General features: G+C 61.1%; 19 protein-coding genes and 1 tRNA gene. 8 read left to right on the forward strand and 12 right to left on the reverse strand.

Going from position 1 to position 24,516, the window contains the following annotated elements; all coding sequences use genetic code 11:
- Positions 1 to 235: 235 nt before the first annotated feature.
- Entirely contained in the window at positions 236 to 2,350 is a 2,115-nt protein-coding gene (locus tag Q7T36_RS17375; RefSeq protein ID WP_304851778.1) for a TonB-dependent siderophore receptor, read from the reverse strand.
- A 321-nt stretch (positions 2,351 to 2,671) separates the two neighbouring features.
- On the opposite strand from Q7T36_RS17375, the gene Q7T36_RS17380 reads away from it, so the two are divergent.
- Positions 2,672 to 4,159, forward strand: coding sequence for a bifunctional aminoglycoside phosphotransferase/ATP-binding protein (locus tag Q7T36_RS17380; protein ID WP_304851780.1), 1,488 nt, complete (start codon positions 2,672 to 2,674; stop codon positions 4,157 to 4,159).
- 96 nt (positions 4,160 to 4,255) lie between these two features.
- A complete protein-coding gene (locus Q7T36_RS17385) occupies positions 4,256 to 4,633 on the forward strand; it encodes a phage holin family protein (protein WP_304851783.1) in 378 nt (125 codons plus the stop codon).
- On the opposite strand, the gene Q7T36_RS17390 is transcribed toward Q7T36_RS17385, so the two are convergent.
- From Q7T36_RS17390 to Q7T36_RS17425, 8 genes are all read right to left on the reverse strand, one after another.
- Complete coding sequence (locus tag Q7T36_RS17390) at positions 4,630 to 5,256, reverse strand: Bax inhibitor-1 family protein (RefSeq protein ID WP_304851787.1); 627 nt, start codon at positions 5,254 to 5,256, stop codon at positions 4,630 to 4,632. The two genes, Q7T36_RS17385 and Q7T36_RS17390, sit on opposite strands and share 4 nt — an antisense overlap.
- A 134-nt stretch (positions 5,257 to 5,390) precedes the next feature.
- Positions 5,391 to 7,049 carry a phosphoethanolamine transferase gene (locus Q7T36_RS17395; protein WP_304851790.1) on the reverse strand — a complete coding sequence of 553 codons (1,659 nt, stop codon included), beginning with the start codon at positions 7,047 to 7,049 and terminating at the stop codon, positions 5,391 to 5,393.
- A 91-nt stretch (positions 7,050 to 7,140) separates the two neighbouring features.
- Positions 7,141 to 7,368 (reverse strand): thioredoxin family protein, encoded by a 228-nt coding sequence (locus Q7T36_RS17400; protein WP_304851792.1) that lies wholly within the window; start codon positions 7,366 to 7,368, stop codon positions 7,141 to 7,143.
- A gap of 26 nt (positions 7,369 to 7,394) precedes the next feature.
- Positions 7,395 to 8,390 (reverse strand): permease, encoded by a 996-nt coding sequence (locus Q7T36_RS17405; RefSeq protein WP_304851795.1) that lies wholly within the window; start codon positions 8,388 to 8,390, stop codon positions 7,395 to 7,397.
- A complete protein-coding gene (gene arsJ, locus Q7T36_RS17410; protein WP_304851798.1) occupies positions 8,383 to 9,588 on the reverse strand; it encodes an organoarsenical effux MFS transporter ArsJ in 1,206 nt (401 codons plus the stop codon). Before arsJ ends, Q7T36_RS17405 begins: the two co-directional genes overlap by 8 nt.
- A complete protein-coding gene (locus tag Q7T36_RS17415; protein WP_304851801.1) occupies positions 9,585 to 10,586 on the reverse strand; it encodes an ArsJ-associated glyceraldehyde-3-phosphate dehydrogenase in 1,002 nt (333 codons plus the stop codon). The genes arsJ and Q7T36_RS17415 overlap by 4 nt, the downstream gene beginning before the upstream one ends.
- Positions 10,587 to 10,610: 24 nt before the next feature.
- Positions 10,611 to 10,934 carry a helix-turn-helix transcriptional regulator gene (locus Q7T36_RS17420; RefSeq protein ID WP_304852048.1) on the reverse strand — a complete coding sequence of 108 codons (324 nt, stop codon included), beginning with the start codon at positions 10,932 to 10,934 and terminating at the stop codon, positions 10,611 to 10,613.
- Positions 10,935 to 11,015: 81 nt separating this feature from the next.
- Positions 11,016 to 11,711 carry a hypothetical protein gene (locus Q7T36_RS17425; RefSeq protein WP_304851804.1) on the reverse strand — a complete coding sequence of 232 codons (696 nt, stop codon included), beginning with the start codon at positions 11,709 to 11,711 and terminating at the stop codon, positions 11,016 to 11,018.
- Between the two features lie 169 nt (positions 11,712 to 11,880).
- Between Q7T36_RS17425 and Q7T36_RS17430 the strand changes: the two genes are divergently transcribed.
- From Q7T36_RS17430 to Q7T36_RS17445, 4 genes are all read left to right on the forward strand, one after another.
- Complete coding sequence (locus Q7T36_RS17430) at positions 11,881 to 13,290, forward strand: carotenoid oxygenase family protein (protein ID WP_304851807.1); 1,410 nt, start codon at positions 11,881 to 11,883, stop codon at positions 13,288 to 13,290.
- 63 nt (positions 13,291 to 13,353) lie between these two features.
- Positions 13,354 to 13,427, forward strand: a tRNA-Gly gene (locus Q7T36_RS17435).
- 140 nt (positions 13,428 to 13,567) lie between these two features.
- The gene (locus tag Q7T36_RS17440) at positions 13,568 to 16,729 is read left to right on the forward strand and encodes a DUF1566 domain-containing protein (protein ID WP_304851811.1); all 3,162 of its coding nucleotides are present in this window, start codon (positions 13,568 to 13,570) and stop codon (positions 16,727 to 16,729) included.
- Between the two features lie 42 nt (positions 16,730 to 16,771).
- Positions 16,772 to 17,275 (forward strand): DUF1566 domain-containing protein, encoded by a 504-nt coding sequence (locus tag Q7T36_RS17445; RefSeq protein WP_304851814.1) that lies wholly within the window; start codon positions 16,772 to 16,774, stop codon positions 17,273 to 17,275.
- A gap of 90 nt (positions 17,276 to 17,365) precedes the next feature.
- Here Q7T36_RS17445 and katG read toward each other — a convergent pair whose 3' ends face one another.
- Both katG and Q7T36_RS17455 read right to left on the reverse strand, forming a co-directional pair.
- Positions 17,366 to 19,576: a catalase/peroxidase HPI gene (gene katG, locus Q7T36_RS17450; protein ID WP_304851817.1), complete on the reverse strand. Its 2,211-nt coding sequence runs from the start codon at positions 19,574 to 19,576 to the stop codon at positions 17,366 to 17,368.
- Positions 19,577 to 19,800: 224 nt separating this feature from the next.
- Positions 19,801 to 20,529 carry an START domain-containing protein gene (locus tag Q7T36_RS17455; RefSeq protein WP_304851820.1) on the reverse strand — a complete coding sequence of 243 codons (729 nt, stop codon included), beginning with the start codon at positions 20,527 to 20,529 and terminating at the stop codon, positions 19,801 to 19,803.
- A 276-nt stretch (positions 20,530 to 20,805) separates the two neighbouring features.
- On the opposite strand from Q7T36_RS17455, the gene Q7T36_RS17460 reads away from it, so the two are divergent.
- A complete protein-coding gene (locus tag Q7T36_RS17460) occupies positions 20,806 to 21,051 on the forward strand; it encodes a FeoA family protein (RefSeq protein WP_304851825.1) in 246 nt (81 codons plus the stop codon).
- Complete coding sequence (gene feoB / locus Q7T36_RS17465; RefSeq protein ID WP_304851828.1) at positions 20,999 to 23,050, forward strand: ferrous iron transport protein B; 2,052 nt, start codon at positions 20,999 to 21,001, stop codon at positions 23,048 to 23,050. The genes Q7T36_RS17460 and feoB overlap by 53 nt, the downstream gene beginning before the upstream one ends.
- Here feoB and Q7T36_RS17470 read toward each other — a convergent pair.
- Positions 22,975 to 24,321 carry a cytochrome P450 gene (locus tag Q7T36_RS17470; RefSeq protein WP_304851831.1) on the reverse strand — a complete coding sequence of 449 codons (1,347 nt, stop codon included), beginning with the start codon at positions 24,319 to 24,321 and terminating at the stop codon, positions 22,975 to 22,977. The genes feoB and Q7T36_RS17470 overlap by 76 nt on opposite strands.
- Positions 24,322 to 24,516: the final 195 nt, after the last annotated feature.

Consider the following 24,516-nt stretch of genomic DNA (forward strand, 5'->3'; position numbering starts at 1 on the left):
TCATGTTCATTACTCGGTCGCAATTTCATAGCACACGATCCGGAAGCCGGTTAGCCCGGCCGTCCCGGCAGACGCACCTCCCTGTGATGGCGAATGGTGTAGTTCGTTCCTTCTGTTGACACCGTGCAACAATGTTCGGCAAATGTGATGAAGTTCACGTTTGTTGTTGAGCATAGCCTCCCTGACAACAGGTGCAAGCTAAAAAGTCTCGAAAGTTACCGTGACCCGGCCGCTCTTAAAACCGGTAGTTCAACCCGGCGTACAGGCTGCGCCCGGCCATGGGGAAATCATTCGGAATGGCCGGTACGGGCAGCGGCGCCACCGGTCCGGGGCTGGGCTCCCGGATGTCAGCGTCCAGGAGGTTGCGCAGCGACAGCGCCACGTCCAGTCCCTGGACAATTTCCCGCTTGTTGAGGGTCACATCCACGGCGGTGTAGCTGCCCAGTGCGCCGCGACTGTCGCCGGCGGCGCGTTTCTGCGGCCCCACCCAGGTCAGTTGTGCGTCCAGTTGCCAGTCGGGCCGGAACAGCCATTCGCTGCGCACGTAGACCTGTTGTCCGGGGGCTTCACCTACATCGCTGTGCGTGGTGCGGTCGATGGACCGTTGCCAAGCGTAGTTGGCCACGAAACGCAGGTTGAAGAGCGGGTTGTAATCCGCTTCCAGCTCCAGACCGTGGCCGTCGCGTACGCCCACGTTCTGTGCCTGTATCACCAACCCGGAGGGGACGAAGGTGATGAAGTCCTCAATGTGGTAGCGGTAAACATTGGCGGTGTACATCAGCATCGGCGACAGCTTGTGGGAGAAGGCCAGCTCCCAGGAGTCAATGGTTTCAGGCTTCAGGCCGGGGTTGCCCAGCGTGATCGGATTGCTGGTGACGAACAGCTCGGCAATGGTGGGGGCGCGGAAGGCGCGGCCGTACAGCAGGCGGGTGGTGACCTTGTCCGAGGCGGCCCAGACCAGCGCCATTCTGGGATTGGTCGTGTTGCCGAAGTCCGAGAAACTGTCATAGCGGATGCCGGTGGTCAGGCCCCAGTTCCGGGTCAGCTTCCATTCATCCTGGGCAAAGACATAACGGTTGAGGCGGCTTTTCTCCGGCAGGTAAACCTCGGCCGTGTCGCTGACATCTTCCAGGCCGCCGGGGCGCGGGGTATAGCCTGGCGTGAAATTCTTGGTCTCGGTGACCTCAAACATGTTGCCGCGATAGAACCCGGCGCCCAGCCGCAGATAGCGGTTGGCAAAGCCTTTGAACAGCGTGCTGAAGTCAAAGCGGGTGTTTTCCTCACGGTGGCCGGGGTTGCCGATGAAGCCGTCCGGGAAACTGCTGCCGATGCCGGGCAGGGTGGCGCCGTCCGGCAGCAGTTTCAGGTTCCGTTCGATTTCCTGGGTGCTCTGGTAATAGCTGAGCCGGGCCTCGACGGCCCAGTCCGGCGTCAGGTCATCGTGCTTCCAAGTGTAGTCCAGATTGAAGCGCTCGCTGGCGATGCGGCCATCCGGGTCCAGGGCTTCCAGATAACCGGGGCCGGAACCGACCTTGTAGCGCCCCTGATAACCGGCGCGCAGCCGGGAGTGGTCATGGGCCACGTCCAGCCGGGCATCGATCATGCGCTTCATGGTGCTGGCCGGGCCGGGGGCATGGCTGGCATGGGTGCCGGTCAGTTGGTCGTAAAGGGTCTGGCGGTCGGACTCGATGGTTTTCTTCCAGCCGCCGGTGGTTTCCGCTTCCAGCACGAAGGCGGTTTCAAAACCGTTGAGGCTGCTGCCGTGTTCCAGCCACAGTGACCGGGTGTCAAAGCTGCCGATGCGCGCCCCGGCGCTGGCGCCGCTGATGTCGTTGCGGGTCTTGGTGATGACGTTGATCACTCCGGCGAAGGCGTCCGCCCCGTACAGGGCGGAGCCGGGGCCGCGAATCACTTCAATGCGCGCCACCGCCTTGACCGGCATGCCTGCCCAGATGTTGCTGCGGTTGCCGAGAAACAGGCTGGACACGGGAACGCCGTTGATCAGGAACAGCGTCTGCGGGTTGTAGGTCGAGGTAATGCCACGGATATAGAACTTGGAGGTGTAAGCTTGGTCCGAGCGGCCCACATGCAGGCCGGGCACGGTTTCCAGCACCTGGTCAATGTCCGTGGCGCCCATGGCCTCAATGTCGTCGGCGGTGATGACTGTGGCAATGGCGGCGGCCTTGTCCAGCGGGGTGTCGGTGCCTGAGGCGATGGAGGTGACACGAATGCGGCCCAGGTCGGCCAGCGACATGTCCCACAAATCGGCGGCATGGGTAGGCATCTGCATCAGCAGTGCAATAAGTGAATACAGCGGTGCACGGCCGGTGTTCCGGATTATTGTTTTCATGGTTGGTCTGTACGGTATTGGCTGGCTCAGGGTGCAGCAAAAGCACCACTTTTTCGGCAGGCATACTCATCTTGGTAAGCATCCATCCCTGAAGCCGAACCGTCTTTCAGGGGTATCAACAACGCCCTGTGACACGGTTCGCAATTTAACGTAGAGCAGGAAGGCCTGTATATGCCATCAATGGCCTTTTCAGACGAAAATAAGGTTCATAATAAAAAAATACTTGCAGATTTTTACAGGTTGCACGTCATGTCGTCACCGTTGCTCACCGCGTTGCAGAACCCGGCTTTATACCCGCATCCGGTACAGGGATTTAAGCTCTTGGAAACCCATATTTCCTGGGTGCTGCTGACCGGGGAATTCGCGTACAAGATCAAGAAGCCGGTCAATTTCGGCTTTCTGGATTTCACGAAAGCGGATGACCGCCGCTTTTACTGCGAACGTGAAGTGGAATTGAACCGCCGTCTGTCCGGCGATCTTTACCGGCGCGTAGTGAGGATTGGCGGCACGCCGGAGTCGCCGGTGCTGGATGGGGCAGGCCCGCCGTTTGAATATGCCGTGCAGATGCGGGAATTCCCGCAGTCGCAGCTGCTGGATGCGGTGCAGTCACGCGGGGAATTGACCGCAGCCTGCCTGGATGCGCTGGCGCAACGGATGGCCGGTTTTCATGCCGACACACCGCCCGCCCCGGCAGGTCACGCCCAGCGTCATGCCGCCGCGCTGTATGCGCCCATGCAGCAGAACTTCGTGCTGATCCGGCCGTTGTTGCAGGATGAGGCCGACCTGCAGCAACTGGACCGGCTGGAAGCCCGTACCCGGCAGGCTTACGGGCGCCTGCAGCCGGTGCTGGCCCGCCGCATAGCCGACGACCGCATCCGCGAATGCCACGGTGACCTGCACCTGGGAAACATCGCCCTGATTGACGGCCAACCGACCCCTTTCGACTGCATCGAATTCAACGACGCCTTCCGGCTGATCGATGTGGCCTCGGACACGGCTTTCCTAGTCATGGATCTGGAAAGCCGCCGCCTGCCAGGGCTGGCGGCGCGCTTCCTGAACGGCTGGCTGGAACACAGCGGCGATTACGACGCCCTGACGGTCATGGACTTCTACAAGACCTACCGCGCGCTGGTGCGAGCCAAGGTCAACCTGTTGCGGTTGGGGCAGGGGCCGGATGCACTGACGCGGCAGCATATTCTGGCGGAATACCGGCGCTATGCCGCGCTGGCCGAAAGTTACGGCTTACCCCGTCCATGTTTCCTGGCCATGACCTGCGGGGTGTCCGCCGTGGGCAAGAGCCGGGTGGCGATGACGTTGGTGGAGTCTGGCGGGGCGGTGCGCCTGCGTTCGGACGTGGAACGCAAGCGGCTGCTGGGGCAACAGCCGCCTGCATTGCAGGGGCAACTGACGCAGGGCATTTACGATGCCGGGGCCACCGCCGCCACCTACCGCCGTTTACTGGAACTGGCCCGCGCAATCCTCACCGCCGGCTATCCGGCGGTGCTGGACGCCACCTTCCTCAAACGGCCGCAGCGTGCTGATGCGGCGGCGCTGGCAGCCGGTTTGGGGGTTCCGTGGCGGATTCTGGATTGCGAGGCCGATGATGCAGTGGTCGAGGCACGGCTGGCTCAACGTCAGGCGGAAGGTGTCGATCCTTCGGATGCCACATTGGCGGTAATCCGGCAGCAACGGGCGAATCGTGACGCTCTGGATGCCGGGGAGCGGACGCATGCCCTGACCGTGCGCACGGATGACGCGGAGAGTGTGGCGCTGGCCGGTGAGCGTTTGTTGGCCGGTCTGGGCGTGTGATTGTCCGGCCAGTTGGCCGTCGCACGGGGTGGTATTGCCGTACAATTGTGCACCGGCTGTTTGTCAGCCGGATTCCAGTCTGGCGAGGATTACTTCATGTTCTACCAAATGCTGGTGCGCTTGCTGCTCAGCGCCTGCGGTCTCGGTCTGGCCGATTACCTGATGGAGGGGGTTCGTTTCGACCACTACAGCACCCTGTTCTGGGCGGCGCTGTTGCTGGGCATTGCCAATTCCGTGGTGCGTCCGGTGCTGATTTTCTTCACCCTGCCCATTACCCTCATTACCCTGGGGTTGTTTTTGTTCGTGGTGAATGCCGCTACGCTGGGCCTTGTCGCCTGGTTCCTGCCGGGCTTCCATTTGGCCGGGTTTTGGTCAGCGTTAGGGGCGTGGTTCATTGTGGCGCTGATGCAGGCCTTGGGCAGTGCGCTGACTGGCAAGGGCGGCATTGTGGTGAAGGTGGAGCGGCGTGATTAATCAAAATGGCGCAACAAGCTCTCGATCCAACTGCGCAAACCGACAATATCCATCATCAAATCAAACGCACCTGATGCTGGTGGATAGTCCCCATCCATCCGATCCAGAATCTGACTGGTGTCATACAACAACCAACCAATAAAAATCACTGTGCCGACGATGCCGAGCAGCAAGCTTAAAAAGCTGACTTTGATAAACAGCAGCAGCAGGCTTCCAGCAATCAAGAACCAAAACCCATACGACAACTTATCGCGCAAAAAACTGAAGTCACGATCTGTAGAAAACACATAGGCGGTCACGGCGGCAAACGCCAACATACTCAGCACGGCTGAGGTCATGAATAGCCCTGCATTTGCGCGTGCCAGCTGACCAAAAAACAGCCCTGTAATCACAATAAAAACCGGAAAAATCAGCTTAATCGGCTGACGCAGGCCAAACCATCCACAGACGATCCACAGCAAGGAGTCGATCAAGCCCAACGGCCAGCGCAACGACTGCGGCAATACAAAGTAAGAAAACAGACCCAGCACAAACATACTGCTCAAGCCGACCAAAAAAATCAGATAGGTTTGTTGAATAAACGCCAACTGCGGTGGTGAAAAATTCCTTGGTAGTGCAATCATTAAGAATCATCCTGAGTATATTTACTGACTCTTGTCAGTTTTTTATAGCATGCCATGCGATGTGTGAAGCAACAACTGGTTTTGCTGAGTCAGGAAAAAGGGGTCACGATATTGGCGTTGCCCTCCCTCCCGCATCAAGGCGCAGTGCGGCAACCCGCTGTCAGGTCCATAGCGGCTTCATAAACCGTGGTTTTCACCCCGGCAATGCCCAGCAGCGTATGGAACAGGTTGTCATGGGTCGCCGCCTGTTGCGTCCGTTGCCGCATGCAGTCGTCTCTTACCGTCAAGTCATTCCCGAACCACATCACCATCGGCACCTTGGTCTGGGTCGAGGGAGCGATAGAGAAGGGAATGCTGTGCAGGTACATGCCGTTTTCCCCCAACGACTCGCCATGGTCCGAAACATAGATCAGCGCGGTGCGCCGCGTGGCGGACTGGGTTTTCAGGAAGTCGATGGCCCCGGCGACCACATGGTCGGTATAGAGCACACCGTTGTCATAGGTGTTGGTAATCTGCGCCTGGGTGCAGGTCTCCAGTTGCGTGGTGTCGCAGGTGGGGGTGAAGCGCCGGTAGGCCTGCGGGTAACGCTGGTAATAAGCCGGGCCATGCAGTCCCATCTGGTGCAGAACCACCACCATGTCGTCTGGCGTGTTGCGGATTTCCGCATCCAGGCCCGTCAATAAAATTTCGTCGAAACATTCCTTGTTGTGGCACAGCGCCGGGTCGTTCAGCCGCGCCATCAGGTGTTCCTCCACACCCTCGCAAACGCCCTTGCAGCCGGACTGGTTGTCGCGCCACAACACGCGGATGCCGGTGCGCTGCAACACGTTCAGCACCGACTCGCTGCCCCGGATCACATCCTCATCATAATGCCGCCGGCCGTTGACCGAGAACATGCAGGGCAGGGAGGTGGCGGTATTGGTGCCGCAACTGGTGACATCAGGGAAGTTGATGACCTGGCGCTCCGCCAGTTCCGGCGTGGTCTGCCGGGCATAGCCGTTCAGCCCCCAGTTGGCGGCGCGGGTGGTTTCGCCCACCACCATCACCAGCAGCAGCGGCTTGTGGTCCGGGGCATGCGGCGGGCGCACGGCGTCCGGGGCCACTACGGTTCGCGGCCCGCGATTGATAATGCGCGGCTTGAGGATGGTGACCCGCGCCAGCGAATAAATGTAGTTGCTGGGCGTAATCAGGTAGCGCAGGGTTTTCTGCTCCCGCATCAGCGGCACCAGCTGCTTGGAGATGGGATAAAACGAGACCGCCACCACCGCCAGCGCAGCCATAAGGGCCAGCGGCCGGTGATGCCAGCTTTTCCGTAACGGCGGCCGCTGGATACGGATGCGCCACAGCAGCGCCCAGGGCAGCAGCATGTAGACGGCTATGTACGGCAGCATGTTCCACGCCAGCAGGTCGCGCGCTTCCCGGAAGTCGGTTTCCAGAAAGTTTTGCGCCATGGCGCTGTCGACATAAATGCCGAAGCGGTTCATGAAGTAGACCGTGGCGCCCGTCAGGAAAAACATCACCGTCAGCAGCGGCTTGGCCGTCCAGCGGTTCAGCAGCAAGGACAGCAGGAAGAATTGCAGGGCCGTGACCAGCACGAACATCCCGGCCAGGAATCCCCAGCCGCCCAGTGTGCCGCCGGAGGGCAGCGCCAGCAGTTTGCCCCACAGGCTGCCATTGCAGGCAATCGATGAAAACAGGCTGACAATCAGGGCCAAGCGGGTCGTTGAAATCTCGGGCCTGCGGGTGAGCAGGGCTCGGAGCCGGGTGCGGACGGTGGAATTCGGCTGGTCCATTCAGTGTCATCGGGGGCTGGCGGCGGACCGGTGATTATAGGGTATTGCCGCCCGTCTTGCTTAACGAGGGCTTAAGCCCCGCCTGTCCGGGTTACAGGAACTTTCCGATTTCGCCCGGCATCAGCACTTTTCCCACTGACACCACCTTACCGTCCACCACCAGCGCCGGGGTCGACATGACGCCGTGCGCCGCGATTTCAGCAAAGTCTGTCACCTTGACGATTTCCGCCTCGCGTCCGTTGTCTGCCAGCGCCTTGCGCGTGTTTTCGGTCAGGGCCTGACACTTGCTGCAACCCGAACCCAGTATCTTGATGATCATGTTGATATCTCCCCGGAGTGTGTTTTTCAGAGTAAATAGCCGCTGAAGGCGTTGAAGGCATAGCCGATGATGAGGATGCCGCTAATGACGATGCCGAGGAAAGTGGCCAGCAGCCGCGTCTTCACCACTTTCTTCAGCATGATCAGCGACGGCAGCGACAGCGCCGTCACCGCCATCATGAAGGCCAGCGCCGTGCCCAGCCCCACGCCCTTGGCCACCAGCGCCTCCGCAATCGGCAGCGTGCCGAAGATGTCGGCATACATCGGCGCGCCCACCAGCACCGCCAGCGGCACCGACCACGGCTTGTCGTGTCCCAGCACCGCCAGTATCCAGTCGCGGGGAATCACATTGTGGATCAGCGAACCGATGCCGACGCCGATCAGGATGTAGGGCCACACCCGGTGCACAATGTCCCGCACCTGGTCAGTGCTGAAGCGCAGGCGGTCGCGGCGGGTCAGCTCGTCCTGCGGAATGTCCACCACCGGGCTGTGGAAGACAAAGCCCTCCACCTGGCTTTCCAGTTTCAGGCGGCCGATGATCGTGCCGCCGATCACCGCCAGCACCACGCCGGTGGCGACATACGCAATGGCAATCGGCCAGTTGAAGATGCTGGCCAGTAGGATCACCGACGCCAGGTCCACCAGAGGTGAGGAAATCAGGAAGGAAAAGGTGACGCCCAGTGGCAGCCCGGCGCTGGTGAAGCCGATGAACAGCGGGATCGACGAACAGGAGCAGAAGGGCGTCAGCGTGCCCAGCAGCGCCCCGGCGATGTTGGCCGGCAGGCCGGTGAGGCCGCCAAGGATGCGGCGGGTGCGTTCCGGCGGGAAGTAGCTCTGGATCCATGAGACGCTGAAGATCAGCACCCCCAGCAGGATGAAGATCTTGATTACGTCGTAGATGAAGAAATGCAGGCTGCCGCCCAGCCGGGTCGTGGTGTCGAGGCCGCCGCTTTCCAGCAGGAAGCGCACCAGTGCGGCCAGCCAGTCCATGCGCAGCAGTTGGTTGTTCAGCCATTCAAACATGGGCAGGCTCCTGCCTGGGCAATCCGGCCGAAATGGCGGCCGCCAACAGCACGAACAGGCTCGACACCCACAGACAGGCCTCCAGCCCCCACTGCTGAAACACCCAGCCCGACAGGATAGTCCCGATCAGCCGCCCCAGCGCGTTCGACATGTAATAAAAGCCGACGTCCAGCGAGACCCCGTCGGCCTTGGCCCAGGACACGATCAGGAAACTGTGCAGCGAGGAATTCACCGCAAACAGCGCCCCGAACACCAGCAGACCGCCCGGCACCATCAGCCACGGCGACAGGCCCGACGTCAGCCCCAGCGCGATCAGCGCCGGAATGCCCGCCAGCGCCGCCGCCCAGCCGAAGGCGGTTTTTCCGTCCGGCACCCGGCCCTGACGCTTGCCGGTCAGGTAAGGCGCGAAGGACTGCACCACGCCGTAACCGATCACCCAAGCCGCCAGAAACGCCCCCACCTGCTGCACATTCCAGCCGAATACCGTGCTCAGGTACACCGGCAGCGCCACCACGAACCAGACATCGCGTGCCCCGAACAGGAACAACCGTGCGCCGGACAGCCGGTTGATGGCCGGACTTTTCGACAGCAGCTCGCGGAATTTCGGCTTGGCCGCCTTCTTGCCCAGATCCTGCTTCAGCCCGATCAGGCTGCCCATCCACACCAGCGCCAGCACCGCCGCCATCGCCAGCACGGAACCGCTGAAGCCCAGCCCGGCCAGCAGCAGGCCGCCCAGAAAGAAACCCGCGCCCTTCAGCGCGTTCTTCGAGCCGGTCAGCACCGCCACCCAGTAATAGAGTTTGCCTTGCTCACCGGCCGGCACCAGCAGCTTGATGGCGCTTTTCGCGCTCATCTTGTTCAGGTCCTTGGCGATGCCGGACAAGGCCTGCGCCGCCATCACCCACGGCACCGTCAGCAGTGCGGCGGGCACGGTCAGCATCAGCAGCGCGCCGACCTGCAATCCCAGCCCGATATTCATGGTCCGGTTCAGTCCCAGCCGTGCCCCCAGATATCCTCCCAGCAGGTTGGTGACCACGCCGAAGAATTCGTAGAACAGGAACAGTGCCGCAATCTGCAACGGCGAGTAACCCAGCGCATGAAAGTGCAGCACCACCAGCATGCGCAACGCGCCGTCGGTAAGGGTGAAGGCCCAGTAATTGCCGGTAACCAGCAGGTACTGGCGAACCGCCGGTGTCATGCCGCGCCCACCAGCTTCACCAGTTCGACAGTGCGGTTGGCGTAGCCCCATTCATTGTCGTACCAGGCGTAGATCTTCACCTGCGAGCCGTTCACCACCATCGTTGACAGGGCGTCAATGATCGATGAGCGCGGGTCGGTGCGGTAATCAATTGACACCAGCGGCCGTTCTTCATAGCCGAGGATGTCCTTCAATTCGTTTTCCGAGGCGGCTTTCAGCAGGGCGTTCACTTCCGCCGCCGTGGTCGGGCGTTCTACTTCAAACACGCAGTCGGTCAGCGAGGCGTTGGCCAGCGGCACGCGCACGGCGTGGCCGTTCAACCGACCTTTCAGTTCCGGAAAGATTTCCGCGATGGCCGTGGCCGAGCCGGTGGTGGTGGGAATCAGGCTCATGCCGCTGGCGCGGGCGCGGCGCAGATCCTTGTGCGGCTGGTCCAGCAGGCTCTGGGTGTTGGTCAGGTCATGGATGGTGGTGATGGAGCCGTGGCGGATGCCCAGATGCTCGTGGATCACCTTCACCACCGGCGCCAGGCAGTTGGTGGTGCAGGAGGCGGCGGTGACAATGCGGTGCAGGGCCGGGTTGAACAGATGCTGGTTGACGCCCATCACCACGTTCAGAGCACCCGCTTCCTTAACCGGCGCGGAGACAACGACGCGCTTCACGCCCTGTTTCAGGTAGTCCTGCAACACGGCGACGGTCTTCATTTTGCCGCTGGCCTCGATCACCACATCGCAGCCGGACCAGTCGGTGTCGGTAATGGCTTTGTTAGCCGTCACCGCCAGCCGGCGGCCGTTGACGACGAGATCGTTGTCCTCGGCGTGCGCCTCATGGCGCCAGCGCCCGTGTATCGAGTCGAAATTCAGCAGGTGGGCGTAAGTGGCGGCGTCAGCGGCTGGGTCGTTGATCTGCACGAATTCCAGTTCCGGCCAGTCCCAGGCGGCGCGCAGCGCCAGGCGTCCGATGCGGCCGAAACCGTTGATGCCGACTTTGATGGTCATGGTGATTCTCCTTGAAGGGGTGGCTTAGCAGCAGGCGGCTGCGGGGTTGAGTTCACAGGCTTCGCCATTGCAGCAGTTGGCGGTCAGGAAGCCGATCAGTTCGTTCATGGCCGGATAATGAGCAGTGTAGATCACAAAGCGGCCTTCCTGCCGCGATTGCACCAGTCCGGCGTACTGCAATTCCTTGAGGTGGAAGGACAAGGTCGATCCCGGCAGTCCGTCCAGCCCTTCACTGATGCGGCTGACCGGCAGTCCTTCCGGACCCTGTTGTACCAGCAGGCGGAAAATGGCGAGACGGGTTTCCTGGGCCAGTGCGGCCAGCCGGGTCACGGCGTCGGGTGAAGTCAGCGGCATGTTGGCAACCTTCGTTTTGATATTTCCGGAATTATAGAAATATAGCATGACAGGCCGATGACAGTTGGCCCGCCTCTAGAATTTCCAGCCCAGGCCGACCACGGTCTGCTTGCCCGCCAGTTTCAGGTCGCCGCTGTCGCCCAGATAGTTGAATTTCAAGCGTGACGAGAGGTTCCGTATTTCCGCCATGATGACCAGTTGACCATAACTGAGCGATACACCAGACATAACCCCCGAGCTGCTGCCTTCCGCCGGACCACCGGCCGTGCCGCCGAATTCCGGGAATTTCACCCGTACTTCGCCGTCACGTACGGTGCCCAGCAGCAGGCCGCCGTAGCCATGCACCCGCAGGTCGGGCAACCGTTCAGAATGCAGCAACAGCGCCCGCAGCATCGGCGTGATGTTGAATGCGGTGTAGTTGGCCTCGGCCAGATCACCTTCCGCTTTGCCGCGCATCAGCTCGAAGCCTATGCCGCCCTGCACCCTCTTTTCACCCAGCCACAGGCCGGTGCGCAAGCCTTCCGTTTTGCCGCTGTCGTAGCTGACGGTGTGGGTGGCGGTGACTGGTGCACAGAAAAAGCACTGGCTGGTGGCGGTGACTGCATTGCTGTCCGCCGGGGCGTTGCCGGCAAACAGGCCGATATAGCCTTCAACAATCACCGTCCGCCAAGGCCGGGGGGCTGCCGGAACGGACCCGCCGTCTTCCTCGTCGGCATGGAGGGTCAAGGGTGACAAGGCCGTCAAAACCAGCAGCAGGGGGGCGAGGCGCATGGACATCTCCCGGTAGGATATTCCTTGAATTCTAGCTAAATTCCCGGGATTTGGCCTGGTTATTTAGAAGATGAATCCCACACATCCGGTCGTCCCCTTTTGAACTTGACGTTGTCAATATCAGGCCGCATGATGCATAAACAATAGTCAGAAAATCCGAGGGAATCCCATGTCCACAGCCGAAGCCCTGGCCGAACGCGGCACCGCCTGGTTGATCAAACGCTTGCAGCAGCGCGTGCCCTACGACGCCGAAAATCCCTTCCTGCGCGGTGCGCTGGCCCCGGTCAACGTGGAAAGCACCGTCACCGACCTCAAGGTCACCGGCAAGATTCCCAAGGAGCTGAACGGTCTGCTGGCGCGCATCGGACCCAATCCGCTGAACGTGCCCAACCCCGCCTCCTACCACTGGTTCCTGGGCGACGGCATGGTGCACGGCCTGCGCCTGCGCGACGGCAAGGCGCAGTGGTACCGCAACCGCTGGGTGGGCGTGGACGGCGTCAACAAGGCGCTGGGACGGCCGAAAGCTCCCGGTTCGCGTCGCGGGGCCATTGAGGTGGTCAACACCAACATCGTCGGCCATGCCGGTCGGTTGTGGGCGCTGGTGGAGGCGGGCGCACTTCCGGTGGAAATGGATGGCGAGCTGAACACCGTCAAGCACGGCCTGTTCGACAGCAGCATCCGCGCCGCCTTTTCCGCCCACCCGCATCTGGATCCGGACACCGGCCATCTGCATGCCGTCTGCTATGACCCGCTGTACCAGAACCGGGTGCAGCACGTTGTCATTGACCCGGCCGGGCAGGTGGCGCGGCAGGTCAACGTGCCGGTCAGCCACGGCCCCATGATCCACGACTGCGCTATCACCCAGAGTCAGGTGGTGATTCTTGACCTGCCGGTCACATTCTCGGTGAGGTCGATGCTGCAGGGCTCCGGCCTGCCTTATGCTTGGAATCCGAAGCACGAGGCGCGCGTCGGCTTGCTGCCGAAGCAGGGCGGGGCGGAGGAAGTGCGCTGGTTCAGCGTTGATCCCTGTTATGTCTTCCACCCCTGCAACGCCTACGATCTGCCGGACGGCAGCGCCATTCTCGATGTGGTGGTGCATGAGCGCATGTTCGACCGTTCGCTGCACGGCCCGGAAAGCCAGAAAGTCACCTTCGAGCGCTGGAAACTGGACAACGCCACGCGGCGGGTGCAGCGCACGGTGTTGTCGGAGCGGGGACAGGAATTCCCGCGTTTTGACGAGCGCCTGACTGGCAAGCCTTACCGCTATGCCTATTCGGCAGGTATTGATATCGACAACCAGCAGCCGCAGCCGCTGATCCGTCATGACCTGCAGACCGGCGCGGTCGATTTTCACCATTACGGTCCCAGCCATGCCACTGGCGAGGTGGTGTTTGTGCCGCGCTCCGCTGGCAGCGCCGAGAATGACGGCTGGCTGTTGTCCTATGTCTATGACCTGGCGCGGGCGCGCAGCCAGGTGGTGATTGTCAACGCCGGGGATCTGGGCGGGGAGCCGCAGGCGGTGATCGAGTTGGGGGTGCGGGTGCCGATGGGCTTTCACGGCAACTGGATTCCCGACTGAGCCGTGGAAGGGGAAGGCAGTGCTTGCCTTCCCCCGTGCCGCCTTCTACAATCGTCGCTCGTTGCGGGCGTCGTATAGTGGTAATACCCTAGCTTCCCAAGCTAGAGCTGAGGGTTCGATTCCCTTCGCCCGCTCCATATTTTACCGTTCCGGTGTGCCGGAACGGGGGAAAGCCTCAGGCCGGACCGGTTTGGGGCTTTTTGGTTTTTGGGGAAAGGGCCGCTTTGGATGCCCTGCGCCGCCATAAGATATTCATAATAAAATCCCGAGGAAAACCATGCATCCGGACAACATGGTCAAGCTGATAATGGCTTTATTGACGGCTTGGATGCTGCAAGCCTGCGGCGGAGGCGGCGGTGACAGCAGCGGCAGCACTGCCCCAACGCCGCTGGCCAACAGCGCGGCAGCCAGCCTGAACGCCAATACCGTGGTCATCACCGCTCAGGATGCCGGCAAATTGTCTGCCGTCACCCGCCAGGCAGCCGGTAAAAAGACCCTGACCCTGGCCGCCGATGCACCGCTGCTCAAGGATCTGGCGGTTGGAAAAGTGGTCTACCTGCCGGGCGGCCGCGACAGCCGTTACCCCTTCGGCCTGTCCGGCAAGGTGACAGCCCTGACGCCCCGTGGCGGACAGGTTGATGTGGTCCTGACCCCGGTGCTGCTGACGGAAGTCTTCGATAAAATCAATGAGCACACGGTTGAAACGGTATCGCCCGCCAATGTGCTGGGCGTGATCGCCGCCCCCGGCGCCGAAGTCAGCATGAGCTTTGCCCCGGCCGCTCCCGTTGCGGCCGTCCAGTCCACCGGTTTCTGGCCGGAGGACCCGGACGCCAATCCCCGTATTACCGGAACAGACGGAGCCAACGGCGCTTCCTTCAAGTTGAATTATGACCGTGTCATCTATGACCGCGATGACAACCTGGCCACCAAGGGTGATCAGGTGGTGCTGAGCGTGACGTATGAAGCCCGGAACCTGGTGGTGGAAAAGGATCTGGACTATGACGTTAAGCGCAGCGGCGAGCCGTTGAAGTCCTTCAAGATGCGCACGCGCGGCATCACCTCGTTTTCGGCGACCCTCAAGGGCAACATGAAATTACCGGCCTCAGACGGTTCGGCTGCCCTGGCCAACGCCAAGGCCTGGGATGCGCTGGAAAAGGCGGCCTTCAATCAGTTGGGCATAGACTTTACCGCCGCCGGGCTGGATGGCGTCGACAAGCAAGGGCGTTTGCCGCTGGTCGGCATTCCCATCAATGCCCGGACACCTGTTGCCCCTGGTGCCGGTGCCAATGACAGCAAGCTGGCGGAAACCCGGCCGGGCGGATTCATTCTCTGGGTCAGCCTGGCTTCGGACGGGACGGTGGAGCTGGGCGGTGAAGACCCGGCTGACAGCGCTGAGCTGGCTGTGCGGCAGAATCCGGGAAACCTGGATTTTGGCGTGGAAAGCATGTTCAACACGGCCGTCAAACGCTTCGAACTCAGCGGATTCAACCGCCTGGAAGGGCTTAATCCTCAGGAAAACCTGCTGGAGGCCCCGATTCTCAAAGGCAAGGTGCGGCTGGAGCAGCGCTTCGGGGTGACGACGGAGGTGGATGCGTTCCTGGGCGGCGCACGCTTTGCCAATACGGCAGCTTTTGTCGGGGAGAGTTCCCGGCTGAGCGGATTGGTGGAGGGAGGAATGGCCTGGAAAAGCCTGGACAGCCCGCTGGTCACCGGCAAAGGCTGCTGGAATGCCGAGATCGGCGCCGGCTTGATTGCCACGGCGCAGCTCAGGATGGGTGACGGCGATACGCACGGGTTCCGGCAGCAATTCCCGGCGGAAACCGGCCGGGAGGGCTTGAATGGTTCGACGTGGTATAGAACCCAGACACCGCTGTCGGAGGAGCCGGTCTGTTTCAATGTGCCGGTGTTGAGTCCGGGTTTTGACTACGCCGTGACGGCGCTGGACAACAATCAGGTGACGGTGGTGTTCAATATTCAGCCGACGTTCAGCTTGACGGCTCCCGAGGACATCCGCCGCTGGGAGTTCCTGGTGGACGGCGTCAGCTATACCCCTGCCCTTGACCGGGACCATGTCCAGTTTGTGCATGATTTTCCGGTCAGCAGTCCTGCCGCACATGTGGTGGTGCTCCGGGTGACCGACAAGCACGGACAGATCCGAAGCATCAAGAAAACACTGGCCCTGGCGGATATTCCGCCCCTGGTTGATTTCAGTTGGGATGCCGTCAAATGCCGCACGGTGACGTTCAGGGCGACGGCCCAGGTCATGTCGTACCCGGACGTCAATTCAGTCCGGATGCATCAATGGGACTTTGGTGACGGTACTCCGCCGGTATCTGCGGGCGGGACGGTCAGCCACACCTATGCGGGCTGCGGCAGTTATCAGGTTTCCTTGCAGGTGACGGATGCGCTGCAGTTGCAGTCCTCACGCAGCAAAACCATCGATACGTCGAATATCGGGGTGGTGGTGAACCGTATTTCCCTGCAACCGGCTTCCCCCCGGTTTGGCCAGCCGGTCAGGGTGGAGCTGGAAGGCAAGGATCTGCCCCCGGATCTGAAACTGGCTTGCCAAAGCTGCCTGGACGGTGTTTCGCAATTGTTGTCTGAAAGTACCGCCTCGCGGCGTATCTATGTGTTTACGCCCCGAACCCTGTCCATGGATATGTCTTTGAATGACATGCTGTCCATTGCGGAAAGTGATGACAATCTGCTGGCCCGGCAGGCTTTTGTCGTTTATGCAGCGGGTATTGATCCGGTGGAGGGCGGCCTGCTCAATGACACCGGTATCACCGATTGTTATGACAGCAGTTCCCTGCTGGGCGATTGCGCCACGGCCGGACTTGGCTTGTGGGGCGGCCTGAATCAGGACGGGGAAGCCGGTCGGGATGCGCTGGCGGCCCAGGGCCGGTTGGCCAAGACCGGAGGCGGCCGCGGCGGCTTTGACTTCACCAAGGTGGGAGTAAACGGCGAAATATTGCCGGAATCCGCCGCCAGCTGGCATTGCGTGCGCGACAACCACACCGGTCTGATGTGGGAAGTTAAAACAGACGATGGCGGCTACCGTGACAAGGATAACGTCTATACATGGTTTAACGCCGACTCCGACACCAACGGCGGCTTCTCCGGGGTGGAAAACGGAGGGGGAAATACGCAGGCGTTCGTGGAGAAGATCAACCTTCAGGGGCTTTGCGGCTTTCAGGACTGGCGTTTGCCCAGCCGAAGCGAACTGGTCGGTCTGGTCGATTACGGCAAGCCGGTAACGACAGCGGCCGCGATAGAGGCGTTTTATTTTCCGAACACGATGGCCGGCGCATATGCGAGTTCATCACCGGTGGCGGGTAATGGCCAAGAGGCGTGGATAGTCTCCTTTGATTTCGGCTATGCCGGCAATTTCAGTAAAAGAGGGCTGTTCCATGTCCGGGTAGTGCGTTCGCTTCGCTAACCGGTTCTGGCTGCGCTGTATGGCATTGAGAGGAGTAAGATCATGATTTACCGGCTAATGGCGGTGGCATCCGCCTGGCTCTTGCTGGCGGTGACCGCCAGGGCGCAAACCTGTAATCCCCATATTCCGGTTGTGGCGGCCGACAGTCGCTATGAGGTGTTGGCCAGTGAAGCCGAAGTCAGGGACAGCCGAACGGGTCTGGTCTGGCAGCGCTGCAGTCTGGGCCAGAACTGGAGTGCAGGCCGTTGCAACGGCACGGCCTCCGCTCTGAACTGGCAGGGCGCGCTGCAAGCCGCGCGGGTGGCCGGGAATGATTGGCGTCTGCCGGACATCAAGGAGCTGCAAAGTCTGGTGGAGGATGCTTGTCAGTCGCCGGCCATTAACACCGCACTGTTTCCTGGAACGGTCAATGACTGGTATTGGAGCTCTTCGCCCGTGGTGACGTACCCCGCCTTTGCCTGGTATGTGCATTTCGGATCGGGGAATTCCTATGGTGACGCCAAGTCCGGTGAGCGATTGGTGCGGATGGTGCGTTCCGGCCTGTAGCTTCGGGCGCAAGGCCCATTGACCTGGGTTTGATATGCCTGAAAAAGCCTCATGCCTTCGCTGGCATGAGGCTTTTTTGTCGGCCCGCTGTTACTTTTGCTCAAACCGGTCCAGTTCCATCACCTTCCCCCACGCAGCCGCAAAGTCGCTCACGAATTTCGCTTCTGCATCCCGCTGCGCATAAACCTCTGCCAGCGCCCGCAGTTGCGAGTTCGATCCGAACACCAGGTCCACCCGCGTGCCGGTCCACTTTAGCTCCCCGGTCTGGCGGTCGCGGCCCTCGAACACCTCTGCCGTGTCGGACACCGGCTTCCACACCGTGCCCATGTCCAGCAAGTTGACGAAGAAGTCGTTGCTCAGCTGTCCCGGACGCGCTGTGAAAACGCCGTGTTGCGTGTCATCTGCATTCGCCCCCAGCACCCGCAAGCCGCCCACCAGCACCGTCATCTCCGGAGCGCTCAGTGTCAGCAGTTGCGCCTTGTCCACCAGCAGCGTTTCCGCCGGAACCCGGTAGGCTTGTTGCTGGTAGTTGCGGAAGCCGTCGGCCTGCGGTTCCAGCACTGCAAAGGATTCGGCATCGGTCTGCTCCGCCGTGGCGTCGGTGCAGCCGGGGGTGAAGGACACCTCCACCGCCTGTCCGGCTGCCTTGGCTGCCGCTTCGACCGCCGCATTGCCGCCCAGTACGATCAAGTCGGCCAGCGACACGCGCTTGCCGTCGCTCTGTGCGGCGTTGAAGTCGCGTTGAATGCCTTCCAGCACCGCCAGCACCTTCGCCAGTTGCGCAGGCTGGTTCACTTCCCAATCCTTCTGCGGGGCAAGGCGGATACGCGCACCGTTGGCGCCGCCGCGCTTGTCCGATCCCCGGAAAGTCGATGCCGAGGCCCAGGCTGTCGATACCAGTTCGGCAATGCTCAGTCCGGATGCCAGAATTCTCACTTTCAAGGCGGCGATGTCGGCGGCATCCACGACCGGATGGTCAATGGCAGGCACCGGGTCCTGCCAGATCAATTCTTCCGCCGGGACTTCCGGGCCCAGATAGCGCGCTTTCGGCCCCAGATCGCGGTGGGTCAGCTTGAACCAGGCGCGGGCGAAGGCGTCAGCGAAAGCCTGCGGGTCCTGGTGGAAACGCCGCGAAATCTTCTCGTAAGCCGGGTCGAAGCGCAGCGACAGGTCGGCGGTGGTCATCATTGGCGGATGTTTCTGCGACGGGTCGTGCGCATCCGGGATCAGATGTTCCGGCTTGCAATGCTTTGCCACCCACTGATGCGCGCCCGCCGGGCTCTTGGTCAGTTCCCATTCATAACTGAACAGCATGTCGAAATAGCCGTTGTCCCACGTGGTGGGGTTGGGCTTCCATGCGCCTTCAATGCCGCTGGTGGTGGTATGCACACCCTTGCCGCTGCCGAGTCTGTTGATCCAGCCCAGACCCTGTGCCTCGATCGGGGCGGCTTCCGGTTCCGGCCCCACCAGCGCCGGGTCGCCAGCGCCGTGCGCCTTGCCGAAGGTATGGCCGCCAGCGACCAGCGCCACGGTTTCCTCGTCGTTCATCGCCATGCGGGCAAAAGTCTCGCGCACATCGCGGCCGGAGGCGACGGGGTCGGGGTTACCGTCGGGGCCTTCCGGGTTGACATAGATCAGGCCCATCTGCACGGCGGCCAGGGGGTTGTCGAGTTGGCGGTCGCCGGAATAACGGCTGTCGGCCTTGTCGCTGGTGGCCAGCCATTGCTTTTCGTTGCCCCAATAGATGTCTTCTTCCGGCTGCCAGATGTCGGCGCGGCCGCCGCCAAAGCCGAAGGTCTTGAAGCCCATACTTTCCAGCGCCACGTTACCGGCCAGAATCATCAGGTCGGCCCAGGAGATGCGGTTGCCGTATTTCTGCTTGAGCGGCCACAGCAGGCGGCGGGCCTTGTCGAGGTTGCCGTTGTCCGGCCAGCTGTTGAGCGGGGCGAAGCGCTGGTTGCCCGCGCCGGCACCGCCGCGCCCGTCAGCCGTGCGGTAGGTGCCGGCGCTGTGCCAGGCCATGCGGATGAACAGGCCGCCGTAGTGGCCCCAGTCGGCGGGCCACCAGTCCTGCGAGTCGGTCATCAGGGTGGCGAGATCCTTCTTCAGGGCGGCGTAATCCAGCTTCCGGAATTCGTCAGCGTAATCAAAGCCGTAACCCAGGGGGCTGGAGGCGGGGGCATGTTGGTGCAGGATGGCCAGATTCAGTTGATTGGGCCACCAGTTGCGGTTACCGCGCGAGCCTGCGGTGGCGTTCTTGCCCTGCACGGCGGCAAAGGGGCATTTCGATTCGGTGCTCATGATACTTTGACCTTCCATTGGGAGAAGCGCGGGGATGTAGCAAGCGTAGACAGGAGGCTGGTTTCTTACCAATGAATAAAAATCAAGATTTTGATAGTGGCAGGCTATTGATCGTGGTGTGAGGCAGAGACTTCAGTGGGGCTGACAGCACATACGGCCGGGGTTTGAGGGAGATGTGACAGGACCGGCGCGGCCTCATGGCTGCGCCGGTAGCGCGGGGAGCCTCAGTTTTCCTGTATCAGGTTGAACGGTAACGGCCCCTTGGCGTCTTTGTACTTGGGCAACTGCACCATGCGCTGCAGGCCCAGCACGGTGTAATAGGGGGCCTGCCGCTGCACCGCGTTGATCGCCCAGGACGGCGCCAGTCCGCCCGGATCAATGAAGCCTTCCACTTCCACCCGCACCTGGTCGTCGCTGATCGGCGTGAATTTAACCACCATATCCTCGGCGTCCATGCGCACCAGCGGCGGCTTGGGCGGCAGGAAGTTGGGCTCGGCCTTCAGGCGCAAGGCGCCATAACCCTTGCGTTCCGTATATGGCTCCACCGTGACCCGGATAATGGCGTCACGGTCCGGCAGGGTGACAGGGGCGTCATGCTGCACGTAATAATAGAATTCGGTGGGGGAAACCTTCTTTAGCACTCGGGCTTCACGCACGGTCCAGAACCAGCGGGTATAACTTTCAATATCCAGATAGACCCGCGCCAGCGTCATGAACGGCGCATCCACCAGATAGTCCAGCTTGAAGGACCGAACGCCCTTGCCGTCTTCGCGCTTGGTGTAGGCCTTGATGTTTCGGCGGGTGTCGTGTTTCACCAACTGCCAGTCGCTGAAGGAGTTGGTGCCGCGCAATTCATCCAGGTCGTCATCGACATCGGCGTGGGAGATGGCGGGCAGGCCGACGGCCAGGGCCATCACGGTCAGCGCCATGCGCAGGGATTTTCTTCTAATCATGAAACCCTCTTCTTGTGGCCAGTTTCGGGGCTCCGGCAGGTGTTGTTATGCTGCTCCGGAGTTGATTCGATCAAAACAGATGAGGCCTCTTGCAAGCAAGCGTCCAAGTCACAATTTTTCTGTTACAGATTGAAATAACCTTTAAATTTGTGCGGACAATGGGTATTATTGTTTCTAAGTGAGCATCATTGCCAAAAAGCAATCGTTCTCACTTGCAATCCATTATTGTTTTCATGATAATGCAATTGTTTCTCATTCAGAGATTGTGTGAGCGCCATGACCGTGAACGTCGCACTGAATCCGCTGCATCGCCTGGCCACCGGCCGCAAAGCCACCATCGCCGGCATTTCTGTCTCCCCGGAATTTTCCCACCGGCTGAGCGCCCTCGGCCTGCGCGTGGGTGAAATGATTGAAGTCGTCCGCCGCGCCCCCTTTGCCGGGCCCCTCCATCTGAGAATTGGAACGACCGATGTCATCATGCGCCGCCAGGATGCCGCAGGCATCACCGTCGTCTTCGCCTGAACCGGGAACACGCCGCCGGGTAGCCATCATTGGCATGCCCAACACCGGAAAATCCACTTTCTTCAACCGTCTCACCGGGGCTTCAGCCCGAATCGGCAATTGGCCGGGGGTCACGGTTGACCTGCTTTCCGCCCGCCTGATTGTCGGCGACAGTGTCGTCGAGGTGGTTGACCTCCCCGGCATCTATGACATGCGCGGCTTCTCCGATGACGAAGCCGTGGTGCGTGAATTCCTGACCCAAAACCCTGTCGACCTGGTGGCGCTGGTGGTGAATGCCGTCCAGATCGAGCGGCAATTGCACATCGCCCTGCAAATCAAGGCGCTGGGCCTGCCTGCCGTGCTGTTCGTCAACATGAAGGACGAAGCCGACCAGATGGGCATCCGCATCCAGACCGACGTGCTGTCGCAGAAGCTGGGCATGCCGGTGGTGGCCATCAGCGCCAAGCTGGGGCAGGGCATGAACCAGGTCATCCCCGTTTTCCAGCAGGGGCTGGCCAAGTCCGGCCCGGTGCAGGTGCCGGACTCTGCTTTCGGCGCACTGCCCGAAGACAGCCTGCTTCGCGCGCAGACCGCCGCGTTGGCACAGGCCGCCGTGGACGTCCCGGCGCTGGCGTCCGACAAATTATCCAACCGCATTGATCACTGGCTGCTGCATCCTTGGCTGGGGCTGCCGCTGTTCTTCGGCATTCTCTTCCTGTTGTTCGAAGCGGTTTACCTGCTGGGCGCACCCTTGCAGGACGGCGTCGACTTCGTGCAAGGATGGCTGAAGTCCGATGTACTGACGCCGCTGCTGTCCTGGGCGCCGCCGCTGCTGTCCGGCTTCCTGCTTGATGGTTTATGGGACGGCTTGGCCACTGTCGCCACCTTTGTGCCGATCATCATCATCTTCTTCCTGTTCATGGCGGTGGTGGAAGACACCGGTTACTTCTCCCGCGCTGCCTATTTGATGGATGCCTTCATGGCGCGCATGGGTCTGGACGGGCGCAGTTTCGTGATGATCCTGATGGGCTTCGGCTGCAACGTGCCGGCGCTGATGGGCACGCGGGTGATGCGCTCGCGCAAGCTGCGGCTGCTGACGATGCTGATTATCCCGTTTTCGTTGTGCTCGGCGCGTTTGCAGGTATTCCTGTTTCTCACCACCATCCTGTTTACCGGCAAACAAGCGCCACTGGTGCTGTTCAGCCTGTATTTCCTCAGTGTTTTCACGGCGGTGGTGACAGCCTTCATCTTCAAGAGCCAGTTCAAGGACCGTGAGCCGTTTGTGCTGGAGTTGCCGCCTTATCGCCTGCCCACCTTCCGCATGCTGTGGCTGCGGGCCTGGCAGGAAGCCCGGCATTTTCTGGTGCGCGCCACCAAGTTCATTACCTTGGGCGTGGCGCTGGTGTGGGCGATGACGCACCTGCCGCCGGGCGTCACGGTGGCCGGGGCGGAGAGCCTGGCGGGCATGGTGGGCAATTTCTTCGAACCGGTGCTGTCGCCAATCGGCATTGACGGCCAGATGGCCATTGCGCTGATCTTCGGTTTTGTGGCGAAGGAAATCGTGGTCGGGTCGCTGGCGGTGATCTACGGGATGGAGGGCGACGCCCTCAACCAGCAGATCGCGCAGAGCATGGACTGGGTGCAGTGCTACAGCTTCATGATCTTTACGCTGGTGTACACGCCGTGCCTTTCCACCGTGGCGACGCTGTTGGCCGAGTCGAAGAGCCGGGCCTATACCGCGTTTGCGGTGGCCTGGCCGCTGCTGCTGGCGTGGGTGGCGTCGTTTGTGTTTTATAAGGGGGCGAGGGCGCTGGGGTTCAGATCTTTTCTACCAACCCACCAGTGGGGGTGGGCCGGGGTGGGGGGTACGGCGGTGGCTTCAGAGTTGCCGGTGTGTTTGGGCCTCTTTCCGCACCCCCCACAGGTGGGGAGGGGACAATATCTTCAAATCCTCTCCAGCTTCACCGGCAACTTGTCCTTCGGCGTCGGCAGCGACGTAAAGTTCACCGGCATGGTATAGCCCTTCGGCACGCCCCAGCGGTACTTCAACACCACCTGATGCAAAATCGCCTTCACCTGCATTTCCGCAAAATGCAGGCCGATGCACATGTGCGCGCCGCCGCCAAAGGGCAGGTACTGGTACATGTGCTTCTTGTGCTCGTTGCGCTCCTTGCTGAAACGTTCCGGGTCGAATTTCTCCGGGTCTTTCCACCAGTCGGCCAGATGATGGGTCACGATCGGGCTGATGATGACGTAGGTGTCGGCGGGAATGGTGTAGCCCTTGAACTGCACTTCCTTCACCGTCTTGCGCGGAATGCCGTGCACCGGCGCAATCAGCCGCATCGATTCCTTCATTACCATGTCGGCGGCGTTCAGCTTCGGCAGGTCCTCATGCTCAATGAATTCCTTGCCCAGGGCCAGGCTTTCGGCGCGGATCTTTTCCTGCCATTCCGGGTGCTTGGCCAGAAAGTAGAACATGGCGGTGAGGGTGATGGTGGAGGTGTCGTGTGCGGCCATCATCACGAAAATCATGTGGTTGACGACGTCATCGTCGGTGAATTTCTGCCCGTTTTCATCTTCAGCCAGACACAGGCGGCTGAACAGGTCGTCGCCGGGATTGGCGCGCTTGGCGGCAACCCGCGAGCGGAAGAACTCCTCCAGTACCGCCCGCGCTTTCAGCCCGCGATACCAGCGCCCGCCCGGCACCGGGTAGCGCACCAGCGCCGTGCCCGCCAGCACGCAGTCGATAAAGGCGCGGGTGACGCGGTCGGCTTCCGGCCCCAGCTTCTCGCCCATGAAGATTTCGGTGGCGATATCCAGCGTCAGTTTCTTCAACTGCACCAGCACCTTGAAATCGGGGCCGGGCTGCCAGCGGGCGATACCCTGGCGGATGGCCGGATTCATGCCCTCGAGGTAGCGCACCAGCGCGTTCTTCTTGAAGGCGGCCTGCATGATGCCGCGATGGAAACGGTGTTCCTCGAAGTCGAGCAGCATGATGCCGCGCTTGAAGAACTTGCCGATGAAGAAGTCCCAGCCCAGATGGTTGGAGAAGGCGTTGTCCTCGTTTCTCAGCACCAGCTGGTTGGCTTCGGGGCTGATCATGAACACGCCGTAGATGCCCAGCGACTGCGTCCAGAAAACATCGCCGTATTGTTCGCGCATTGCCAGCATGGCGCCAATGGGGTCATAGAGGAAGTCCAGGCTGCGTCCGAAAAAGGGGAGGATGCCGGTATCTCCGGGCATGTTCTGCTGCATCTGGCGAACGGCGGTGGTGGGGGCAAAGGGCAGCATGAGGAACTCCGGTCTGGCGAAAAATTGTTCTTGTCGTGATGGTTTCGACCATAAAGTGAAATCAAGTTCGCATTCAATTCGCATCGGCTTCTTGTTTGGCTCATGACCGGCGCGGGTGAATTTATTGGATATTCGTCCGGTAAAGCTCTTGAAATCGAGCGGTTTCGGGCGGAATATCGATGCCCATCTTAACCC

The organism is Fluviicoccus sp. (assembly GCF_030646115.1).
Lineage (GTDB): Bacteria > Pseudomonadota > Gammaproteobacteria > Pseudomonadales > Moraxellaceae > Fluviicoccus.